This is a genomic window from Cobetia sp. UIB-001, from assembly GCF_044789135.1.
Classification (GTDB): Bacteria; Pseudomonadota; Gammaproteobacteria; order Pseudomonadales; family Halomonadaceae; genus Cobetia; species Cobetia amphilecti.
In genome coordinates, this window is record NZ_CP058244.1 from 1,116,247 (window position 1) to 1,133,382 (window position 17,136).

The 17,136-nt window shown below is 62.9% G+C and carries 12 protein-coding genes; 3 read left to right on the forward strand and 9 right to left on the reverse strand.

The annotated features are described in order from the left end of the window. Positions 1-157 precede the first annotated feature (157 nt). Positions 158-658, reverse strand: coding sequence for a hypothetical protein (locus tag HA399_RS04740; protein WP_284726300.1), 501 nt, complete (start codon positions 656-658; stop codon positions 158-160). A 707-nt stretch (positions 659-1,365) separates the two neighbouring features. On the opposite strand from HA399_RS04740, the gene HA399_RS04745 reads away from it, so the two are divergent. The 3 genes from HA399_RS04745 (at position 1,366) to HA399_RS04755 (ending at position 4,200) form a co-directional block, all read left to right on the forward strand. Continuing rightward, positions 1,366-2,568: a GGDEF domain-containing protein gene (locus HA399_RS04745; protein WP_404326233.1), complete on the forward strand. Its 1,203-nt coding sequence runs from the start codon at positions 1,366-1,368 to the stop codon at positions 2,566-2,568. Between the two features lie 87 nt (positions 2,569-2,655). Further along, positions 2,656-3,291, forward strand: a complete 636-nt coding sequence (locus HA399_RS04750) for a hypothetical protein (RefSeq protein ID WP_404326234.1) — start codon at positions 2,656-2,658, stop codon at positions 3,289-3,291. Positions 3,292-3,660: 369 nt separating this feature from the next. Next, a complete protein-coding gene (locus HA399_RS04755) occupies positions 3,661-4,200 on the forward strand; it encodes a glycine zipper 2TM domain-containing protein (RefSeq protein ID WP_043331847.1) in 540 nt (179 codons plus the stop codon). 118 nt (positions 4,201-4,318) lie between these two features. Here the strand turns inward: HA399_RS04755 and HA399_RS04760 are convergent, their stop codons facing one another. The 8 genes from HA399_RS04760 to HA399_RS04795 form a co-directional block, all read right to left on the reverse strand. Next, complete coding sequence (locus tag HA399_RS04760) at positions 4,319-5,029, reverse strand: membrane integrity-associated transporter subunit PqiC (RefSeq protein ID WP_404326236.1); 711 nt, start codon at positions 5,027-5,029, stop codon at positions 4,319-4,321. Then, the gene (gene pqiB, locus HA399_RS04765) at positions 5,029-6,663 is read right to left on the reverse strand and encodes an intermembrane transport protein PqiB (protein ID WP_054554969.1); all 1,635 of its coding nucleotides are present in this window, start codon (positions 6,661-6,663) and stop codon (positions 5,029-5,031) included. Before pqiB ends, HA399_RS04760 begins: the two co-directional genes overlap by 1 nt. Then, positions 6,660-8,162, reverse strand: a complete 1,503-nt coding sequence (locus HA399_RS04770) for a paraquat-inducible protein A (protein WP_279837964.1) — start codon at positions 8,160-8,162, stop codon at positions 6,660-6,662. The genes pqiB and HA399_RS04770 overlap by 4 nt, the downstream gene beginning before the upstream one ends. Positions 8,163-8,551: 389 nt before the next feature. Further along, positions 8,552-11,683: an efflux RND transporter permease subunit gene (locus HA399_RS04775; protein WP_404326238.1), complete on the reverse strand. Its 3,132-nt coding sequence runs from the start codon at positions 11,681-11,683 to the stop codon at positions 8,552-8,554. A gap of 101 nt (positions 11,684-11,784) precedes the next feature. Then, positions 11,785-13,083 (reverse strand): efflux RND transporter periplasmic adaptor subunit, encoded by a 1,299-nt coding sequence (locus tag HA399_RS04780; protein WP_404326239.1) that lies wholly within the window; start codon positions 13,081-13,083, stop codon positions 11,785-11,787. 557 nt (positions 13,084-13,640) lie between these two features. Continuing rightward, positions 13,641-14,789 carry an ArsA family ATPase gene (locus tag HA399_RS04785; protein WP_404326241.1) on the reverse strand — a complete coding sequence of 383 codons (1,149 nt, stop codon included), beginning with the start codon at positions 14,787-14,789 and terminating at the stop codon, positions 13,641-13,643. A gap of 47 nt (positions 14,790-14,836) precedes the next feature. Then, the gene (locus HA399_RS04790; RefSeq protein WP_199852375.1) at positions 14,837-15,157 is read right to left on the reverse strand and encodes a cory-CC-star protein; all 321 of its coding nucleotides are present in this window, start codon (positions 15,155-15,157) and stop codon (positions 14,837-14,839) included. Then, positions 15,147-16,895, reverse strand: a complete 1,749-nt coding sequence (locus tag HA399_RS04795; protein WP_284726292.1) for a carbon starvation protein A — start codon at positions 16,893-16,895, stop codon at positions 15,147-15,149. The genes HA399_RS04790 and HA399_RS04795 overlap by 11 nt, the downstream gene beginning before the upstream one ends. Positions 16,896-17,136 lie beyond the last annotated feature (241 nt).

Genomic DNA, 17,136 nt, shown 5'->3' on the forward strand with positions numbered 1-17,136 from the left:
TCGGAAACAAAGGCCCCGGCAGGCCGGTACTGGCATGAGCCAGCAGTTTTCTTGCCCCTGACAGCAATGATGCCCACTGCACGAGGCGAGTGGGCATCATTGAGCCGATTCAGGGAGTCATCCCTTCATCAGGGGTTGGCGTACACGCCTGGGCGCATCACACCCACTGCTTGAGGTCGCCGCGTACGGCATCCAGGAAGGTGATGAAGTCCGTCTGGTCATCGGCGTCGCAACGGTCCACCTTGCAGGCCAGCTTCATCTTGGTGCCGGCGACGATTTCGTCATACACCTCGAGCGTGAGTTTCTCGACGCTGGCATCGGCGGGCTCCTGCTCGCCATCCAGCAGGCTGAACGTCGTCATCAGCGTGCCGCGAAGACGCGTGGTGCCGCCTTCCGCGACCACACGACGCACCTTGAGCCAGCCTTCGCACACCATGATCTCACCCTGCGCATCGCGTTGCTTGTAGATGGTGCGATAGCATGCATTCTCGGAGACGCCCTTGGCGGCCATGCTTTCATAGGCCTTGATCATGCGCGTCGCCATGGTGCCAGCTTCGGCGATCTTGCGGCGGGCAGCACGATGTTCACGTTCCAGGCGGTCTTGCTTGGAGAAACGCTGCCACAGGTGGAAGTCGCGTGTCAGAGTGGTCGCGTCCATTACAGTCTCTCTTCTCTAAAGCGGCGGGGAAAAGTGGGTGACGGCTACTGCCATGTCCAGGCGCTGATGGTGTCACGAAGGCGGGCGATTGTCTGCCCGGTTCTTGTCTCAGACGTCGAGGAGGGCCCGAGTGTCAGGTGGTCCGGGTCATGCAGGCTGGCGATGAGATGTCAGCATTGCCATGCTCAAGAGTACCATTGACTGGTCACGGACTTTTTCCAGCCCGGTCATCATCACGACTGAATCTAGGGCTTAAATCTTCTCTGAACTACTCTGCAAGTCACCCACAAGGCCCACTTTGTGAGAATCTTCGACTGCTGATCCTCGAGATAGCTGATGCTTCACGCTCAGGCTCCTGCTACGTGAGCCACGCCGCTGTGATGGGATTGCCAGTCTCGCAGGGGAGGGCGCCTGGTACACGTGAGTCACATGCCTGACTGCGCTGCATGCCTTGAAGGATGCGCACTGGTTAGGGCTGTCACGTTTCATACAGCAGCGTGAGATAGAATAGGCAGGTAAAATCATCAGGTAGCGCGCAGCGGAGGCACACGGGAAGTGCCGTAAATGAGGAAGGAATCATGGCGAAAGCAGATCGCCGTCGCAAACCGGGAAGTCGGCAGGGTGTCTTGCGCACGGTAAACATGAAGTGGCGGTGGCCAGCTCCGGCGGGGCTGGCTGAGCGGCACCTCGCGCTTTATCAGTTGTTCATGTGGATCTATATCAGTGCGCTCGGCTGCCAGCTGGGCTACTTCGCTCTGCTGAGCCTGCAGCCTTATCCGCAGCCGGTGGTGATCAATGTCATCGGCGTCCTGCTCAACGTCTTGGCCATCATGTTCCACCGCAAGGGGTACATGAATTCCGCGTTGCTGTTGCTGGTGGTGCCGATGTCGGCCAAGGCGGCATGGTGGGAATATCAGTTCGGCGCCGAGGGTGGCTTCGAGTATTTCCATATCGTCGCCATCTTCTTCATCTGTATCGCGTCCCTGTCACGCATTCAACGGCTATTGTTCAGTGGTGTCCTGCTGCTGTTCTATATCGGCGCCCAATACCTCACCAGCCCGGTTTATATCGTCTCCTACGAGTTCATGTCGTTGGCCAGTGTCGTCAACCTGGTGATTTCCGTCACCTTCATCGCGGTGGTGGCGGTGCAGATCGGGTGGGAGGCTGAGCAGCGCGAGAAGCGCTACCGTCGAGACTTGCGCCATGACCAGCTGACGGGGGCGCTGTCTCGTTTTGCCTTGCTGGAAGAGGGGCCGCGTCTGCTGAGTCGTGGTGGCCTGGGAGTGCTGATGATCGATGTCGATCACTTCAAGGCCATCAATGATACCCAAGGGCATGCGATTGGCGATGAGGTGCTGATAGAGTTGACGCAACGACTGCGTCACCATCTGCGCGGCAGTGATCAGTTGTGCCGCCAGGGGGGAGAAGAGTTCGTGGCCCTGTGTCCGACGGAGGACAGAGAAGGGCTCCAGCACGCAGCCGAACGCTTGCTGCTCTCGATCAACAGTCGTGCCTTCACGCTGAGCAACGGCCAGCTGCTGCGGGTCACCATCAGTATCGGGGTGGCCCAGGGCGGACCGGCCGCTTGCGCGGAATCACTGCTGCCGGACCTTCTGCAGCGTGCCGATCAGGCCATGTACCGTGCCAAGCGCGAAGGGCGCAATCGGGTGGTCACCGTCTGGGATACGCCCGATCACGGTGCAGCCAGTCTCGATCAGATCGAGCCGTCTGATCACGACCACCGCCCCGATCACGGCTACAGCCACGACAGGCTGGCCATGCCAGGCATGCCGCCACTGGACACTCCGGGCGATGGGTCAGGCGAAGCGGCCTCGACCCCCAGTCGCTCTGATGTCAGTCACCATGACGATGTGCAGACCGCCGATGAGGTCTATCAGTGGAAGCGCTGACGCAAGGATGATGGCTTTGCCATTTCACCTCATTGGGCGTGATATCCGTGCGTGATCCACGCTCTCACCAAGCGGAGAGACAAGTTGATGATGGATTCCTGTGGCAGCGTTTCACGCCAGGTGTCGCGCCGGCTCTTGCGGGGACTGCTGGTGGCGACGCTGGTCAGTGGTATGCCGCTTGCGGCGGTTCAGGCGGAGGAGTCGCCGAATGCTGCAGCGTCTTCGAGTGACGGGCAGGCGCCCCGGGCGCAAGTGATTGCCGACCCGGCGACACCCTCTCTGCCGCCTGCCGCCAAGGCCAACAACAGCATCTTTCGCTGCTTGAAGTCGGGGGTGCCCACCTGGCAGCAGCAGCCTTGCCAGCAGGGTGATACCCCCGTCACGCTGGATGATTCGCTGACGGTGGTGCCCGCCGCTGACGTGATAGAAGAGACTTCAGGCGAAGACCCGACCGCACAGCGTCTGGCGCGTGAGAAGGAGCGTGCCTTGGCCGCACGTGAGGAGAGTCAGCGCCAGTACCGCATTCGTTCAGCGCTGGATGATGGCTATCTGGTGCAGGGCATGAGTGAGGCACAGGCCATCTCGTTGCTGGGCAAGCCCAGTGATATCAGTGAGACGATTGCCGATGACACGTCCTGCCGTCTATTGAACTGGTGGGAAGATGTCCGCGTGCAGTTCTGCAACGATGAAGCCGTGTCCATCACGGCCAATCAGCTGGACTGAGTGACTCGCGGTCAGCGCTATCAAGGCAAGGGCCGGTACGAGCTGAGGCGCTCGCACCGGCCCTGTTTGTGCTGTCCGACTCGTACAGCCCGCGTCAGCGCCATGACGATGAGCGGGGTTTTCTGGCCGCAAGCCTGATTGCCAAGAAATTGCTAATATAAGGCATGATCTAGCGTAGAACCCGTCTTTTCCATGTCCGATGTTGCGAAATGGCGACGGCCGGGTGGTGAAGTTGCCACATTACCGAGTTTATCGAACAGTGTTAGATTACTCTCCGAACGCAGCGGCAAGCCCCTCAAGTGTCATCCAGGGGCATGGCTGACTGGCCGACGAGCCAGGCTGCAACACTATTCGGTGAGGAGAACACGCATGAACAAGTCTATCCTGATTGGCGCGATCGTTGCTGCACTGGGCATTGGCGGTGGAGTGGCGATCGGCAGCTATACGGCCAGCAACTCAGGCCCTGAATATGCCGATATCGTGGCGGTGGATGCCGTGACGGAAACCGTGACCACCCCGCGCGAGGTCTGTCACAACGAGACCGTGACGCATCAGGCGCCCAGCAAGGACACCCACAATGTCGTCGGCACGGCCGTCGGCGCGATCGTCGGCGGTGTGGTGGGCAATCAGTTTGGCGGTGGCAATGGCAAGAAGGTGCTGACAGCCGCGGGTGCCGTGGGTGGCGGTTATGCCGGCAACCAGATCCAGGGCCAGATGAAGAAGGGCGACACCTACACCACGACCGAGCAGCGCTGCGAAACGGTGCAGGACGCGTCAGACAAGGTGGTCGGCTACGACGTCAAGGTCGACATGGGTGACGAGACCCGCACCGTGCGTCTCGAGGACAAGCCGGACGTGAAGCGTTTCGAGATCCGTGACGGTGAGCTGGTGTTGCCCCAGCAGGGCTGAGGCCAGCTAGTCGCCAAAAAAGAAGACCCCCGACGGATTCCGTCGGGGGTCTTCTTTTTTTGGACATCCAGCTTTCTGGGCATCCAGTCGCGCCCTGTTCTGTCAGACCGTCAGGTCATCAGCTGGCATCCGCCGTGGCCGGCAATGACTTGGCGATCTCACGTGCCAACTGCTCGCCGGTCACACGCCAGCCTTCGCCCAGGCTATTGACCAGCGCCGGATAGCCGTCATCCGTCAGGGGAGTCAGCGTCTGGATGTCGCCTTCCTCCAGCACGCTGCCATCCACGCCGCGCAGGCGCCAGCGACCGGTGATGACGGACTGGCCATCGTGGCGGCCGATGAAGCGATCCAGGCTTACGCTCAGGCGTGCGCCCTTGAGGCCGCTCAGGCTGGTATCTGCGATACGGTACTGGCTCAGCGGCTGGGCGGGGCTGGCCTTGAGCTGCGTCAGCAGCTGGCGGGTCAGCATGTCCTGCAGGTCATCGGCCCACAGGTTCTGGCTGGCCTGTACCAGCGTGATGTCGTCCGTCTGATAGACCAGGCTGCCGCCTTCCAGATAGCTGGCCAGTTGCACTGGCATCACTTCCAGCAGAGGGGCCTCGGCGGCAACGCTGCGCTGGGCGGCGCCAGCCTGTGTCGTTTGCGGCAGCAGGTAGGCGCCACCGGTGGCGGCAGTCGTGCAGCCCGCCAGTGTGCCGAGCATCAGCAAGCCTGCCATCAGGCCGCCGAAGCGGCCCTTGTGCGACGTGGAAGTGCGCGGTGAGGCAGACGCGCTGCACGCTTGCGGCATGGCGGCTGTGCGGGTCGAGAGACTCTTGGCTGTCGTCATCATTGGGCCCTTGGAATCGGATCGCGAGTGGTCGGCTTGTCGAAGATCAGGCTGGAGGGATTCTTCTCCAGCGTATCGAGCAGCGGTTCCGCCTTCTTGAGCACGCGGTCCAGTCGTTCGAGATCGCCTTCCAGCTTGCGGTAGGCGGAAGAATCCGGTGTTAGACCATCCAGGGTGCGATTGAGGTTGTCGATGCTGGTGCTGATATCGCCCGGCAGTTTCTGTACCGCCTCGGAACCCAGCAGGCTATCGACATGACCGGCCGTCTTGTCGAGGCGCTTGACCAGACTCTCGGAGGCCGACAGCGTCTTGTTCAGGTTGCTCAGGACCGGCTCGACATCGAGCGCATTGAGCTTGTCGAGCAGGGCATTGAGCTTGGCTTCCATCTGCGCCAGGCCTCCCGAGACGCTGGGCATGACCTCGATATCATCGAAGGTATCGGCCTTGTAGGGCGGCGGGTTGTCATAGAAGTCGAGATCGACGAACAGGGCGCCGGTCAGCAGGTTGCCGGATTTCAGCGTCGCGCGCATGCCGCGCTTGAAGAGGCGCTCGAGGCGCTTCTTCCACTGCGCCACGCCTTCATCATCCACTTGCCCCTCGAGGCGTTCGGGCTCGATGCGAATCAGCACCGGAATCTCGAAGCTCGACAGCGTCCGCACGCGCTGGTGGGTCAGGCGATAGGGCACGCTGACCACGGTGCCGAGACGGACGCCGCGAAATTCCACCGGCGCGCCGCGCGACAGGCCACGCACGGTATCGTCGACCATGATCACGTAGTCGATGGCCTGGTGGAAGCTGCCCTCACGGGCCTCTTCCTGGTCGGAATACAGCGTGAAGGAGGTGTTCTCGACCACCGGACGGCCACGCGGCAGGTCTTCGGGAATGCCGAAGGCCACCCCGCCGCTCAGTACGCTTTCCAGTGACCCGACATCGACCTGCAGGCCCTGGGAATCCAGGCGCAGGCTGACCCCGCTGGTGGACCAGAAGCGCGTGGTGGAGGTCACCAGCTCATGGTAGGGCGAGTCGATATACAGGGTGTAGTGCATTTCCTTCTCGCTGGGGCGGAACTCGCTGGATTCCACGCGCCCGACCACGAAGCCTTCGTAGGTGACGGGGTCGCCGTCGGAGAGCACGCTGCCATCGTTGCTGGTGAGGTCGATGCGCAGTCCCTTGGCGTCCTGCGTCGTCACCGGCGGTTGCTCCAGCGCCACGAAGTGGTCCTCCTCATCGCGGCTGTCGCCGGGCTGAAGCTGGATATAGGCCCCCGACAGCACGGTGTTGAGGCCACTGATGCCCTCACGACCGATGCGCGGCTTCACGACCCAGAGCCGCGAGTCGGCATTGAGCATGCGCTCGCTGTCCTTGGACATGCGCGCGGTGACGATGGTCTTGTCGAGGTTGTCCGACAGACGCACGGATTCGACCTTGCCGACCTCGACGTTGCGGGTCTTGATCAGGGTCTTGCCCGCCTCGATACCTTCCGCTGTCTCCATTTCGATCGTGATCAGCGGGCCACGGCTGGCGTAGTTGTGCCACACCATCCAGGCGCCGATCAGCAGGGCCACGATCGGGACTATCCAGATCGGCGAAAGGCGGCGTCGACTTTCACGACGTGCGCGAGAATCATCACTCATAAGTCATCCTGTGAGGCGGCAGCGGAAGGGGGATTGCGGGAAGCATTCGGGGTCGTGAATGGCGTCGTGAACGGAGGCGTGGCCTGCGAGGACGCGGCAAGAGACGCGGAGCCCGTCAGCGGGGTCAGCGGCAGATCACCGAACAGCGTGTTCGCCATCATCGTCTTCTCCGTCTCGGTGTCCCAGACAAGGCGTGGGTCGAAGCTCAACGCCGACAGCATCGTCAGCACCACCACGCAGGCAAAGGACAGCGCCGCGGGCCCCGGGTGGACCGACATCAGCGCGCCCAGCTGGATCAACGCGGCCAGCAGCGCCACCACGAAGACATCGACCATCGACCATCGCCCGACATATTCGGTGATGCGGTACAGGGTCACCCGCGCCCGCGCATGCTGCACCTCGGGGCGCTGGGCGCTGATGCACAGCCAGGCGATGGCGATCATCTTCGAGGCCGGCACCAGGATGCTGGCGATGAAGATGACCATCGCGATGGGCCAGTCACCATGTGACCAGAGCACCACGATGCCACCGGCAATCGTCTGCGGGTCATTCTCCCCGAGGCTGACCGTGGTCATGATCGGGAAGAGGTTGGCGGGGATGTACAGAATCGCCGCCGCGATCAGCCACGCCCAGGTGCGCTGCAGGCTCTGCGTCTTGCGCTGATGGACAGGGTCGCCACAGCGGCGGCAGTGGGTGTGCGCCTCCCGTTCGCCGCAGGCGTTGATCAGGCCGCAGCTATGGCAACTGGCCAGTCCCTGCAAGGCGGCGCCGATGCCCGGCAACGTCCCGCTGGGGGCGGCTGGCTCGCCCGCCAGCGCGAACCACATGCGATCCCCATCGATGCTGGCCAGCGTCTTGGTCATCAGCAGGGCGAAGGCGCAGAACGCCCAGAAGGAAGGGCCGAAACTGATATCGGCCATGCCGGCGATCTTGACCAGGCTCACCATCACGCCGACCAGAAACACATCCGCCATCATCCACGGGCGCAGGTGGCTCAGGGTGCGCGCAATGCCGCGAATGCCCGGCAAGGGCAGTTTCAGCCCGATGGCCGCATGCGTATAGATGACGCCCAGCAGGTAGAGCGCCGGCAGCATCACGATGGTCAGAATCAGCAGCACGGCCAGGGAAGGATAGGACTCGGCCGTCAGGGCGGCTGGCGTATCGATCAGGCTGAGGCTCGCCGAGATGCCACTGGTGGCAAAGGCGATGAACTCGAAGGGCAGCGTCAGCACCAGCATCACCAGGCACGCCATCGCCAGTGCCAGGGTGCGTTGCACGGCATGGGCATGGCGCTGGGCGAACAGATGATCGCAACGCGGGCAGCGGGCGCGCTCGCCGGCCTTGAGCGCCGGCAGTGCCACGACGAGGTCGCAGCACTCGCAGGCACGCATCCGCCGCCGTGACACGCCTGACGTGACAGGCGCGAACACCTGCGGCGGATCACGGGTTTCAAAGGTGCGCCGGGTGTAGCGGCGCAGGGCAGCAAGGGGACGAGGCATGTCGCTCCAGCGGGATCGGGTGATGTATCGCCGTGCCGCGCGTGTTCGGGGCATGCGCAGAGGCGTTGTCAGCCGCGGCTTGAACACGCCTGCGGCTGTGCTCTCGGGGATGCGCTCTCGAGGATGCGCTCTCGGGGATGCGCCGTCAGCGGCCTGGCCCCATGCACACGCGGCCCTGCGAAGGTATGGGAGCCGTGGAAGCACCAGGCCTGCGCAGGCAAACAGTGTTCGATAGTAGCATGATGCCGCAAAAGGCTGATGGCACTCAATGCCTGCCGCGTGAGCGCGCCTTTTATTGCCAGCCTGCAAACAGGCACGCCGCCCGGGAGGGCGGCGTGCAGGGCCGTCACGCAATGTGACAGCAATGAGGCTTCTGTCGTGATCAGAGATCAGACAAGGTCATCCTCCTGGCGGGCCGCTTCGTGGGCTCGCTTGAGGTCCTTCGGCTCACCGAAGAGGCGGCGCACGACCACATAGCAGACCGGCACCAGGAAGATCGCCAGCACCGTGGCCGAGATCATCCCGCCGATCACGCCGTTGCCGATGGCATGACGGCTGGCGGCACCCGCACCCGTCGAGATGGCCAGTGGCACGGCACCCAGGGTGAAGGCCAGCGAGGTCATCAGGATCGGGCGCAGACGCATGCGCACGGCTTCCATGGTGGCATCGATCAGCGAACGACCTTGCACTTCAAGGTCCTTGGCGAACTCGACGATCAGGATCGCGTTCTTGGCCGAGAGCCCGATGGTCGTCACCAGGCCGACCTGGAAGTAGACGTCATTGTCGAGTCCGCGCATCCAGGTGGCGAGCAGGGCACCCAGCACCCCCAGCGGTACCACCAGCATGACGGAGAACGGAATGCTCCAGCTCTCATACAGCGCGGCCAGACACAGGAAGACGAAGACCAGCGAGATGGCATACAGATACGGTGCCATGCCGCCACTCTGGGATTCCTGCAGCGAGATGCCGGTCCATTCCAGCGCGACGCCATTGTTGAGCTGGCTGACCATCTCTTCCATGGCCTGCATGGCCTCACCGGTGGAGTAACCCGGTGCCGCCTGTCCCAGCAGTTCCATCGAGGAGACGCCGTTGTAGCGTTCCAGCTGCGGCGACCCGTAGGTCCACTCGCCGTTGATGAAGGCGCTCAGCGGCACCATCTCGCCGGAGGTGTTGCGTACGTACCACTTCTTGAGGTCTTCCGGTTGCATGCGGGCACTGGCTTCCGCCTGCACATAGACCTTCTTGGTACGACCCTCGTCGAGGAAGTCATTGACGTAGGTCGAGCCCCACGCCGTGGAAAGCGTCGAGTAGACCTCTGACAGCGAGACGCCCATCGCCGTCGCCTTGAGTTCATCGATATTGAGCGTGAACTGCGGGCTGTCTTCCAGACCATTGGGGCGCAGGCCGGTCACGGCCGGGTTCTGGCCCGCCATGCCCAGCAGCTGGTTGCGCGCGTCGGTCAGTGCCTTGTGGCCGATGCCGCCACGGTCGACCAGCATCATGTCGAAGCCGCTGGCGTTGCCCAGTTCCATGATCGGCGGCGGGTTGATGGCGAAGACCAGGGCTTCCTTCAAGGTGCCGAAGTAGCTCTGTGCTTCACTGACCACGCTGAAGGAATCGCGCTCGCGCTCATCCCACGGCTTCAGGTTGATGAAGGCCAGGCCCATGTTCTGACCGCGACCGGCGAAGCTGAAGCCGGCGACGTCGAACATTTCCTGAACCGCATCTTCCTGATCGACCAGGAAGTGATGCTCGACCTTTTCCAGCGTCTCGAGGGTCTGCTCCTGAGTGGAGCCCACCGGCAGGATGACCTGGTTGAACAGATAGCCCTGATCCTCATCCGGCAGGAAGCCGGTCGAGATGCGCGTGAATACCACGCCACAGCCGATGACGATCAATGCATAGACCAGCATCGAGCGACCGGTGCGCTTGAGCATGCCGCCAACGCCTTTCTGGTAGCGCGCGTTGGAGCGATCGAAGACCCGGTTGAAGAGGCCGAAGAAGCCGGTGGTCTTCTCCTTGGTCGGCTTGAGCAGGGTGGCGCACAGGGCCGGCGTCAGGATCAATGCCACCAGTACGGACAGCGTCATCGCCGAGACGATGGTCACCGAGAACTGACGGAAGATCGCGCCGGTGGTGCCGGGGAAGAAGGCCATCGGAATGAACACGGATGACAGCACCAGGCCGATACCCACCAGTGCGCCGGTGATCTGGCCCATCGACTTGCGGGTCGCTTCCAGTGGCGAGAGCCTCTCTTCGTGCATGACGCGTTCGACGTTTTCCACCACCACGATCGCATCGTCGACCAATAGCCCGATGGCGAGCACCATGGCGAACATCGTCAGGGTATTGATGGAGAAGCCCAGCACTTCCAGCACCCCGAAGGTGCCCAGCAGCACGACCGGCACCGCGATGGTCGGAATCAGGGTGGCGCGGAAGTTCTGCAGGAACAGCAGCATCACCAGGAAGACCAGTGCCACGGCTTCCAGCAGTGTCATCACCACTTCTTCAATGGAAATCTTGACGAAGGGCGAGGTGTCGTAAGGGACCTTGAAGCTCATGCCCGGCGGGAAGTAGGCGGACAGCTCATCGAGGCGGTCCTTGACGGCCTGGACGGTGTCCAGCGCGTTGGCGCCCGAGGCCAGCTTGATCCCCAGGCCAGCAGCAGGCTTGCCGTTGTAGCGGCTGACGGTGCTGTAGGTCTCGGCGCCTTTCTCGGCGCGACCGACGTCACGCAGATAGACCTGAGAGCCATCTTCCTGGGTCTTGAGCAGGATGTTGCCGAACTGCTCCGGCGTTTCAAACAGGGTCTGCGCCACGATGGTGGCGTTGAGCTGCTGGCCTTCTTCCGCCGGCAGATTGCCCAGCTGGCCCGAGGCGATCTGGTTGTTCTGCGTGCTGATGGCCGTGGTGACGTCGCTGGTGGTCAGCTTGAAGTTGTTGAGCTTCTGCGGGTCGAGCCAGACACGCATGGCCCCCGGCGCGCCGAACAGCTGGGTCTCGCCGACGCCCTGGACACGCGCGACCTCATCCTGGATGTCGGAGGCGACATAGTCGGTCAATTGCTGCTTGGTCATGCTGCCATCGTCAGAGACGAAGGCCGCGACCATCAGGAAGCTGCCGGAGGACTTGGTGACCGAGACACCCTGGTTCTGTACGGATTGCGGCAGGCGCGGAGTGGCCAGCTGCAGCTTGTTCTGTACCTGAACCTGGGCGATGTCGGGATCGGTGCCGGTGTCAAAGCTCAGCTCGATGCTGGCGTTGCCCTGGGAGTCCGAGGTCGAGCTCATGTACAGCAGATTGTCGATGCCGTTCATCTGCTGCTCGATGACCTGGGTCACCGTGTCTTCCACCGTCTGGGCGGAGGCACCGGAGTAGGTGGCCTGGATGGTGATGCTGGTAGGGGCCAGCGAGGGGTACTGCTCGATCGGCAGCTTGAGGATACTGAAGATACCCCCCAGCATCACGATGATGGCGAGCACCCAGGCAAAGATAGGGCGATCGATGAAGAATCTGGCCATGACGTTTGAGGCTCCTGGAACGTCGTTCGGGACGGTCGCCAGTCACACGAGAAGCGTCTCTCGTCTGGCTGGCGACAGTGGCGCGAAAAGCGGGGGCAGGCTTACTGGCTATCGCCGGTCTTGGCCTGTTCACTTTCCGAGGAGTCGCTGCTGGCAGCAGTCCGCGACTGAGGTGCGGCGTTCTGGTCAGTGCCTGTCTCGTCCGAGGCGATCTCGACCGTGGCACCCGGCTTGATCTTCTGCAGACCGCTGACGATGACCTTGTCATTGCTGTCGAGGCCGCTGGTCACCAGCCACTGATTGTCGATGGCCTGACCGATCACGACCTGCTTGGCCTCGACCTTGTTCTCGGCATTGACCGTCATCACGCTGGCCTGGCCCGTGCTGTCACGGCTCACGGCCTTCTGCGGAATCAGGATGGCATCCTTGGCGACGGCTTCGGTCAGGCGGGCACGCACGAACATGCCCGGCAACAGCAGCTCATCTTCGTTGGGGAACAGTGCGCGCAGTGTGACCATGCCGGTCCCCTGGTCGACAGTGACATCCGCGAACTGCAGCTTGCCCTTGGCGCCATAGACGCTGCCGTCTTCCATCACCAGCTCGACTTCCGTCTGGACCGGGGCGGTGGCGGCATCGCGATTCTCGCCCAGCTCACGCTTGAGACGCAGCACCTCGGTGGCGGACTGGGTCAGGTCGACATAGATGGGGTCCAGCTGCTGGACGGTGGCCAGGCTGGTTTCCTGACTGGCCGTGACCAGTGCGCCCTTGGTGACGCTGGACTTGCCGATACGACCACTGATCGGTGAGGTGACCTTGGTGTAATCCAGGTTGATCTGCGCGCTGGATACCGCGGCCTTGGCCGAGGCGACATCGGCACGGTCTTCGCCGACGGTGGCCACGGCATCATCATAATCCTGCTGGCTGACCATCTTGCGCGCGACGAGGTTCTTGTAGCGCTTGGCCTTGAGGCTCGAGGTGTTGAGACTCGCCTCGGCACGCGCCAGGCTCGCCTTGGCGCTCTCGACATCGGCGCGATAGGTGCGCGAATCGATGTGATAGAGCACCTGACCTTCCTCGACGTCACTGCCTTCGGTGAAGTCGCGCGATTCGATGATGCCGCCGACCTGCGGACGCACTTCCGCGATCTGATAGGCACGCGTGCGGCCCGGAAGCTCGCTGGTGAGCGGTACATCCTGGGCAGTGACGGTGACGACATCGACCTGAGCGGCCTGGCTGGCGCCTGCGGCGGGGCCTTGGCCAGCCTCCTCCTTGTCGCCGCTACAGCCGGCCAGCAGGGCACCGACCAGCAGCAGGCTTGCCGGAAGCAGGCCGAGGCGGCGGGCATTGAAAGCCAATGGGTGTCTCTGCAAGCGGGATTGACTGGGGGAAGTCGGGGCCATGGAGCGTCCTTTACGAAGTTCAGGGGCTGAAGTGCGTCATCATCGCCACATTGTGACTCACCGCCGGCGCGGCAGGCCAAAGCAACGATGTCATGATGAGGAAGATATTTAGCCCGCTATTCTATCGGAATGGCGAGGCGACTGTATGGTTGTTTTGTGCAGTTATTGCGCACCCTGTTGCAACAGATTGTTGCCATGTGAGCAGCACTCTGAACGTCATGGAGGGGGATGCAAGACAATGCAATTCGCTTGCCATGCCCGCAGGCGTGCACATGCCTCGCCTAACTCAAGGTGCGTGCACAAGTCAGGTGAGGCCAGGGCAGTGATGGTGCATCAATATGCGCAAATTCTGAATAAGTTATCAGATCGAAGTGTCTGAATGATGAACTCCCCCGCCCTGTACGCGAATGCATGTCGTCAGCACATGACGGATCAGCGGATCAGCGTGAGGTCCGGAGAGCGGGAGAGCGGGAGAGCGGGAGAGCGGGAGAGCGGGAGGGCGAAAGAGCTCGAGCGCTGAGGGGCTGAAGAGCTGAAACGCAGGGCAACCTCTTGAGTCATCTGGCGGGAGCAGCGCAACCGCAAGAGGACGCGGCAGGGGCGGGTGACCAGGGGCGGAACGCCGCGAATTGCGCCACCAGCGGGGCAAGGCTTGCGCGGTCCTCCGGCAGCTGTGGTTGGCGCAGCAGACGCAGGCGCGGGCGATCAGCGAAGGCCTCCTCCAGTCTGGCGGCCCAGTGCCGTTGCTGTTCTCGCCAGGTCGCGACCCAGTCAGCCTGCGGCTCGTGGGGCGTTGAGGGGGGCTTGCCAGCCTCTTGCGCGGCGGGCTCCGGCAGGCACTGATTGATGATCAAGCCGCCGACGGCCAGGCCATGAGCTTCCAGCGCCTCTCGTGTTCGAGTTGTCTCCAGACACGGCAGCTTCTCTGGCGTGCTGACCAGAATCACGCGCGCCCGGCGGGTATCGCTCAAGCGCTGACGCAATGCTGCGTAGCGCGTACGGCGTTGCTCCAGCGCCTCGCTGATCGGGTCTTCCGGCGCTTCTTCGCCTGGCGTCTCTGATGCCTGCTGACTGTCCAGCCACAGGCTGCGTTCGGCGACGGCGCGCCTGCGCTGACCCAGCATGCCCTCCAGCCAGCCGCCCAGCACTTCGGGCAGACTGAGCAGGCGAATGGTGTGCCCGCTGGGGGCCGTATCGAACAGGATGTGGCGATAGTGTGAAGCTTCATTTTCCAGCGGGGCTGGCGGAGTCAGGATGATTTCCACCAGCGCATCGAAGAGGGCCGCTTCACTGGTGCCGGGGGCGTGGCGTGACAGTTCGAGCTGGCGCATCACGGTGGCGCTGCGCTCGCCACTTACCAGGGGGGCGATCCGCTGGCGGACCGCCTCCAGGTAGCGGCCGCATTCCCGCTCGGGGTCCAGTTCCATCACGTCGAGGCGCGGCGCGATGTTGCAGGGCTTGCCACCGATCGCACCGAACAGGTCGCCCAGATTGTGCGCGGGGTCTGTCGATACCAGCAGGGTCGCTTCGCCTTTCTCCGCCAGTGCCAGCGCCTGGGCCGCCGCGCAGCTGGTCTTGCCGACACCGCCCTTGCCACCGAAGAACCAGATCTCGGGGAGCTCCGATTTCCCGGCTTGCCCCGGCGCTCGGCCAGACTGATGAGTGTGAGTCTCGTGAGCCGCTGACGGCTGAGTGCCTTCCGGCACAGTCGTATCTTTCGCCTTGCGGGATGCCGCGCGTTTCCAGAGCCTGCTCAACAGCACTTGATGCCCTCCAGCGGTGAATGCTCAAGCCCCTGACGCAGGTGCCAGTCATGCATGCGTTCCAGCATCAGCGGCAGCATCTCCAGCGAGACGGCAGGTGCCGGATTGGGGATGCCCATCAGCTCCGCGAAGCTCATCATCATGAAGATGTCCTCCTCCTCACGGGCAAGCTGCGCCAGATCGCGCTGCTGGTTGACGCGCAGCATGGCCTCCCAGCCATCCCGCAGCTGAATGGCGCCTGTCAGCAGGCGCCTTGTCAGTCCCGGCTGGCGTGGTGATGACGCCAACCGGGTATCGTCATCAGCTCTCATGAGCGCTCACTCGGGCGGGAGACTTCAGACTGCGGCTGGCTTCGAGCAGAATCCACAGCGCAAACACCATGATCAGGCTGCCGAAGGTGAACAACAGCCATTGCGGGTCGTTGCTGCCCATGCCCGACCAATCCAGCACCACCTGCTGCACCATCGCCCACAGCGTCATGATCATCAAAAAGACCATCGGGGCCAGGGTATAGATGACAGGGCGGCCCTGACGCTTGAGCCACACCGAGACCAGCATCAGCGAGATACCCGCCAGCAGCTGATTGCTGGTGCCGAACAACGGCCACAGCAGGTAGCCGCCGGAACCGAAGCCCTTGGGCCCCTGCGGCAGGATGACCAGCGCGGCACTGGCGATGACGGCGATGCTGGTGGCGACGTGCTTGTGGCTGAGCGCTGGCATGCCGTATTCGCTGCCCAGTTCCGCGATGATGTAGCGCATCAGGCGCACGGCGGAGTCCAGCGTGGTCGCTGCGAAGCTGACCACGATGACCGCGACCAGCGTACTGCCGACGTTGGCGGGCAGGCCGAGGTGCGAGATCAGCTGACCGGACCCCTGAACGAAGCTCGAGAGGCCATTGGCACCCGCCGCGGCGAAGCTTGAATAGGTTGCGGTGAAGTCGGCCTGGGTTGCGAACAGGGTCGCCACCGCGATGATGGAAATCAGCGCCAGCATGCCTTCGCCCAGCGCGCCGGAGTAACCGATCAGGCGCGCATCCGGTTCATGGGACAGCTGCTTGGAGGTGGTGCCGGAGGCGACCAGACCGTGGAAGCCCGAGATGGCGCCGCAGGCAATGGTGATGAACAGCAGCGGGTAGAAGGACATCTCGGCATCGGCGTTGAAGGCCGGCGCCGTCAGCTGCGGGCCACCTACGGCCAGTCCCAGATACAGCAGCACCAGCCCGACCACCAGCTGGTGAGAGTTGATGGTGTCGCGTGGCTGCAGCAGCTTCCAGACCGGCAATACCGAGGCGATGTAGACATAGCTCATCAGCGCGATGATCCATACCAAGAAGGCGCTGGAGATGGGCGAAAGGCCGAACAGCAGGGTGGCATCCTCGCCACCGGCCATGGCGGTGAAGGCACCGGCCAGATCGATCTGCAGGAATTCGAACTGACCCGCCAGCAGGGCGGCGGCATACATCACCATCAGTGCGAGCAGTGAGGGAATCAGCATCTTGCCGCCGCGACGATAGACGCGATGGCCGATCCATACCGCCAGCGGAATCTGGATCAGCACCGACAGCACGCTGGCCGGGAAGTTGATGAACAGATTGGCGATCACCCAGGCGAACACCGCGTTCAGCATCAAGACCAGAATCAGGATGATGAACAGAAACAGCAGCTTGGCACGCTTGCCGATCAGCTTGTCCGCCAGGGTGCCCACCGACTGGCCGCGATGGCGCGCCGATAGCGTCAAGGTGCCGAAATCATGCACGCCTGCCGCGAACAGACTGCCCAGTACGACCCACAACACGGCCGGCAGCCAGCCCCAGTAGACGGCGATCGCCGGACCGACGATGGGGGCTGCGCCCGCCACCGAGGTGAAATGGTGACCCCACAGCACCCAACGATTGGTCGGCAGGTAGTCGGTGTCATCGCGCAGCGCGTGGGCTGGCGTCACGAAATTCGGGTCGAGGCGGAAGATGCGTTCGGCCAGGAAGCGGGAATAGAAGCGATAGCCGATGGCGAAGGCAACGCAGCCGAACAGGGCAAGCCAGATGGCGTTCATGGCAGATTCCGAGTGGCGTGGTGATGGATTGAGTAGGGCGTGCTGGCGTGTGCTGGTTGTCAGGTCGATATGCCGCTGTCGAGCGTCCGCCGAGCAAGACCTTCCGTCAGGGCTTTCAAGCAAGACTTTCAACACACTGGTGCAGATCGGCGTGACGCTAACATCGATAAATGCGCATATAACTTCGCCATTGGTCGCCCCGCCGCGCGCCGGCATGTCGCCAGCCGACTTCTTGGCAATG

What these genes read in the sequence shown, in the direction of transcription:
- HA399_RS04795 (WP_284726292.1), bottom strand. Translation starts at nt 16,895, where the DNA reads ATGAACGCCATCTGGCTTGCCCTGTTCGGCTGCGTTGCCTTCGCCATC.
- HA399_RS04790 (WP_199852375.1), bottom strand. Translation starts at nt 15,157, where the DNA reads ATGAGAGCTGATGACGATACCCGGTTGGCGTCATCACCACGCCAGCCG.
- HA399_RS04750 (WP_404326234.1), top strand. Translation starts at nt 2,656, where the DNA reads ATGATGGATTCCTGTGGCAGCGTTTCACGCCAGGTGTCGCGCCGGCTC.
- HA399_RS04775 (WP_404326238.1), bottom strand. Translation starts at nt 11,683, where the DNA reads ATGGCCAGATTCTTCATCGATCGCCCTATCTTTGCCTGGGTGCTCGCC.
- HA399_RS04740 (WP_284726300.1), bottom strand. Translation starts at nt 658, where the DNA reads ATGGACGCGACCACTCTGACACGCGACTTCCACCTGTGGCAGCGTTTC.
- HA399_RS04745 (WP_404326233.1), top strand. Translation starts at nt 1,366, where the DNA reads ATGTGGATCTATATCAGTGCGCTCGGCTGCCAGCTGGGCTACTTCGCT.
- HA399_RS04755 (WP_043331847.1), top strand. Translation starts at nt 3,661, where the DNA reads ATGAACAAGTCTATCCTGATTGGCGCGATCGTTGCTGCACTGGGCATT.
- pqiB (WP_054554969.1), bottom strand. Translation starts at nt 6,663, where the DNA reads ATGAGTGATGATTCTCGCGCACGTCGTGAAAGTCGACGCCGCCTTTCG.
- HA399_RS04760 (WP_404326236.1), bottom strand. Translation starts at nt 5,029, where the DNA reads ATGACGACAGCCAAGAGTCTCTCGACCCGCACAGCCGCCATGCCGCAA.
- HA399_RS04780 (WP_404326239.1), bottom strand. Translation starts at nt 13,083, where the DNA reads ATGGCCCCGACTTCCCCCAGTCAATCCCGCTTGCAGAGACACCCATTG.
- HA399_RS04770 (WP_279837964.1), bottom strand. Translation starts at nt 8,162, where the DNA reads ATGCCTCGTCCCCTTGCTGCCCTGCGCCGCTACACCCGGCGCACCTTT.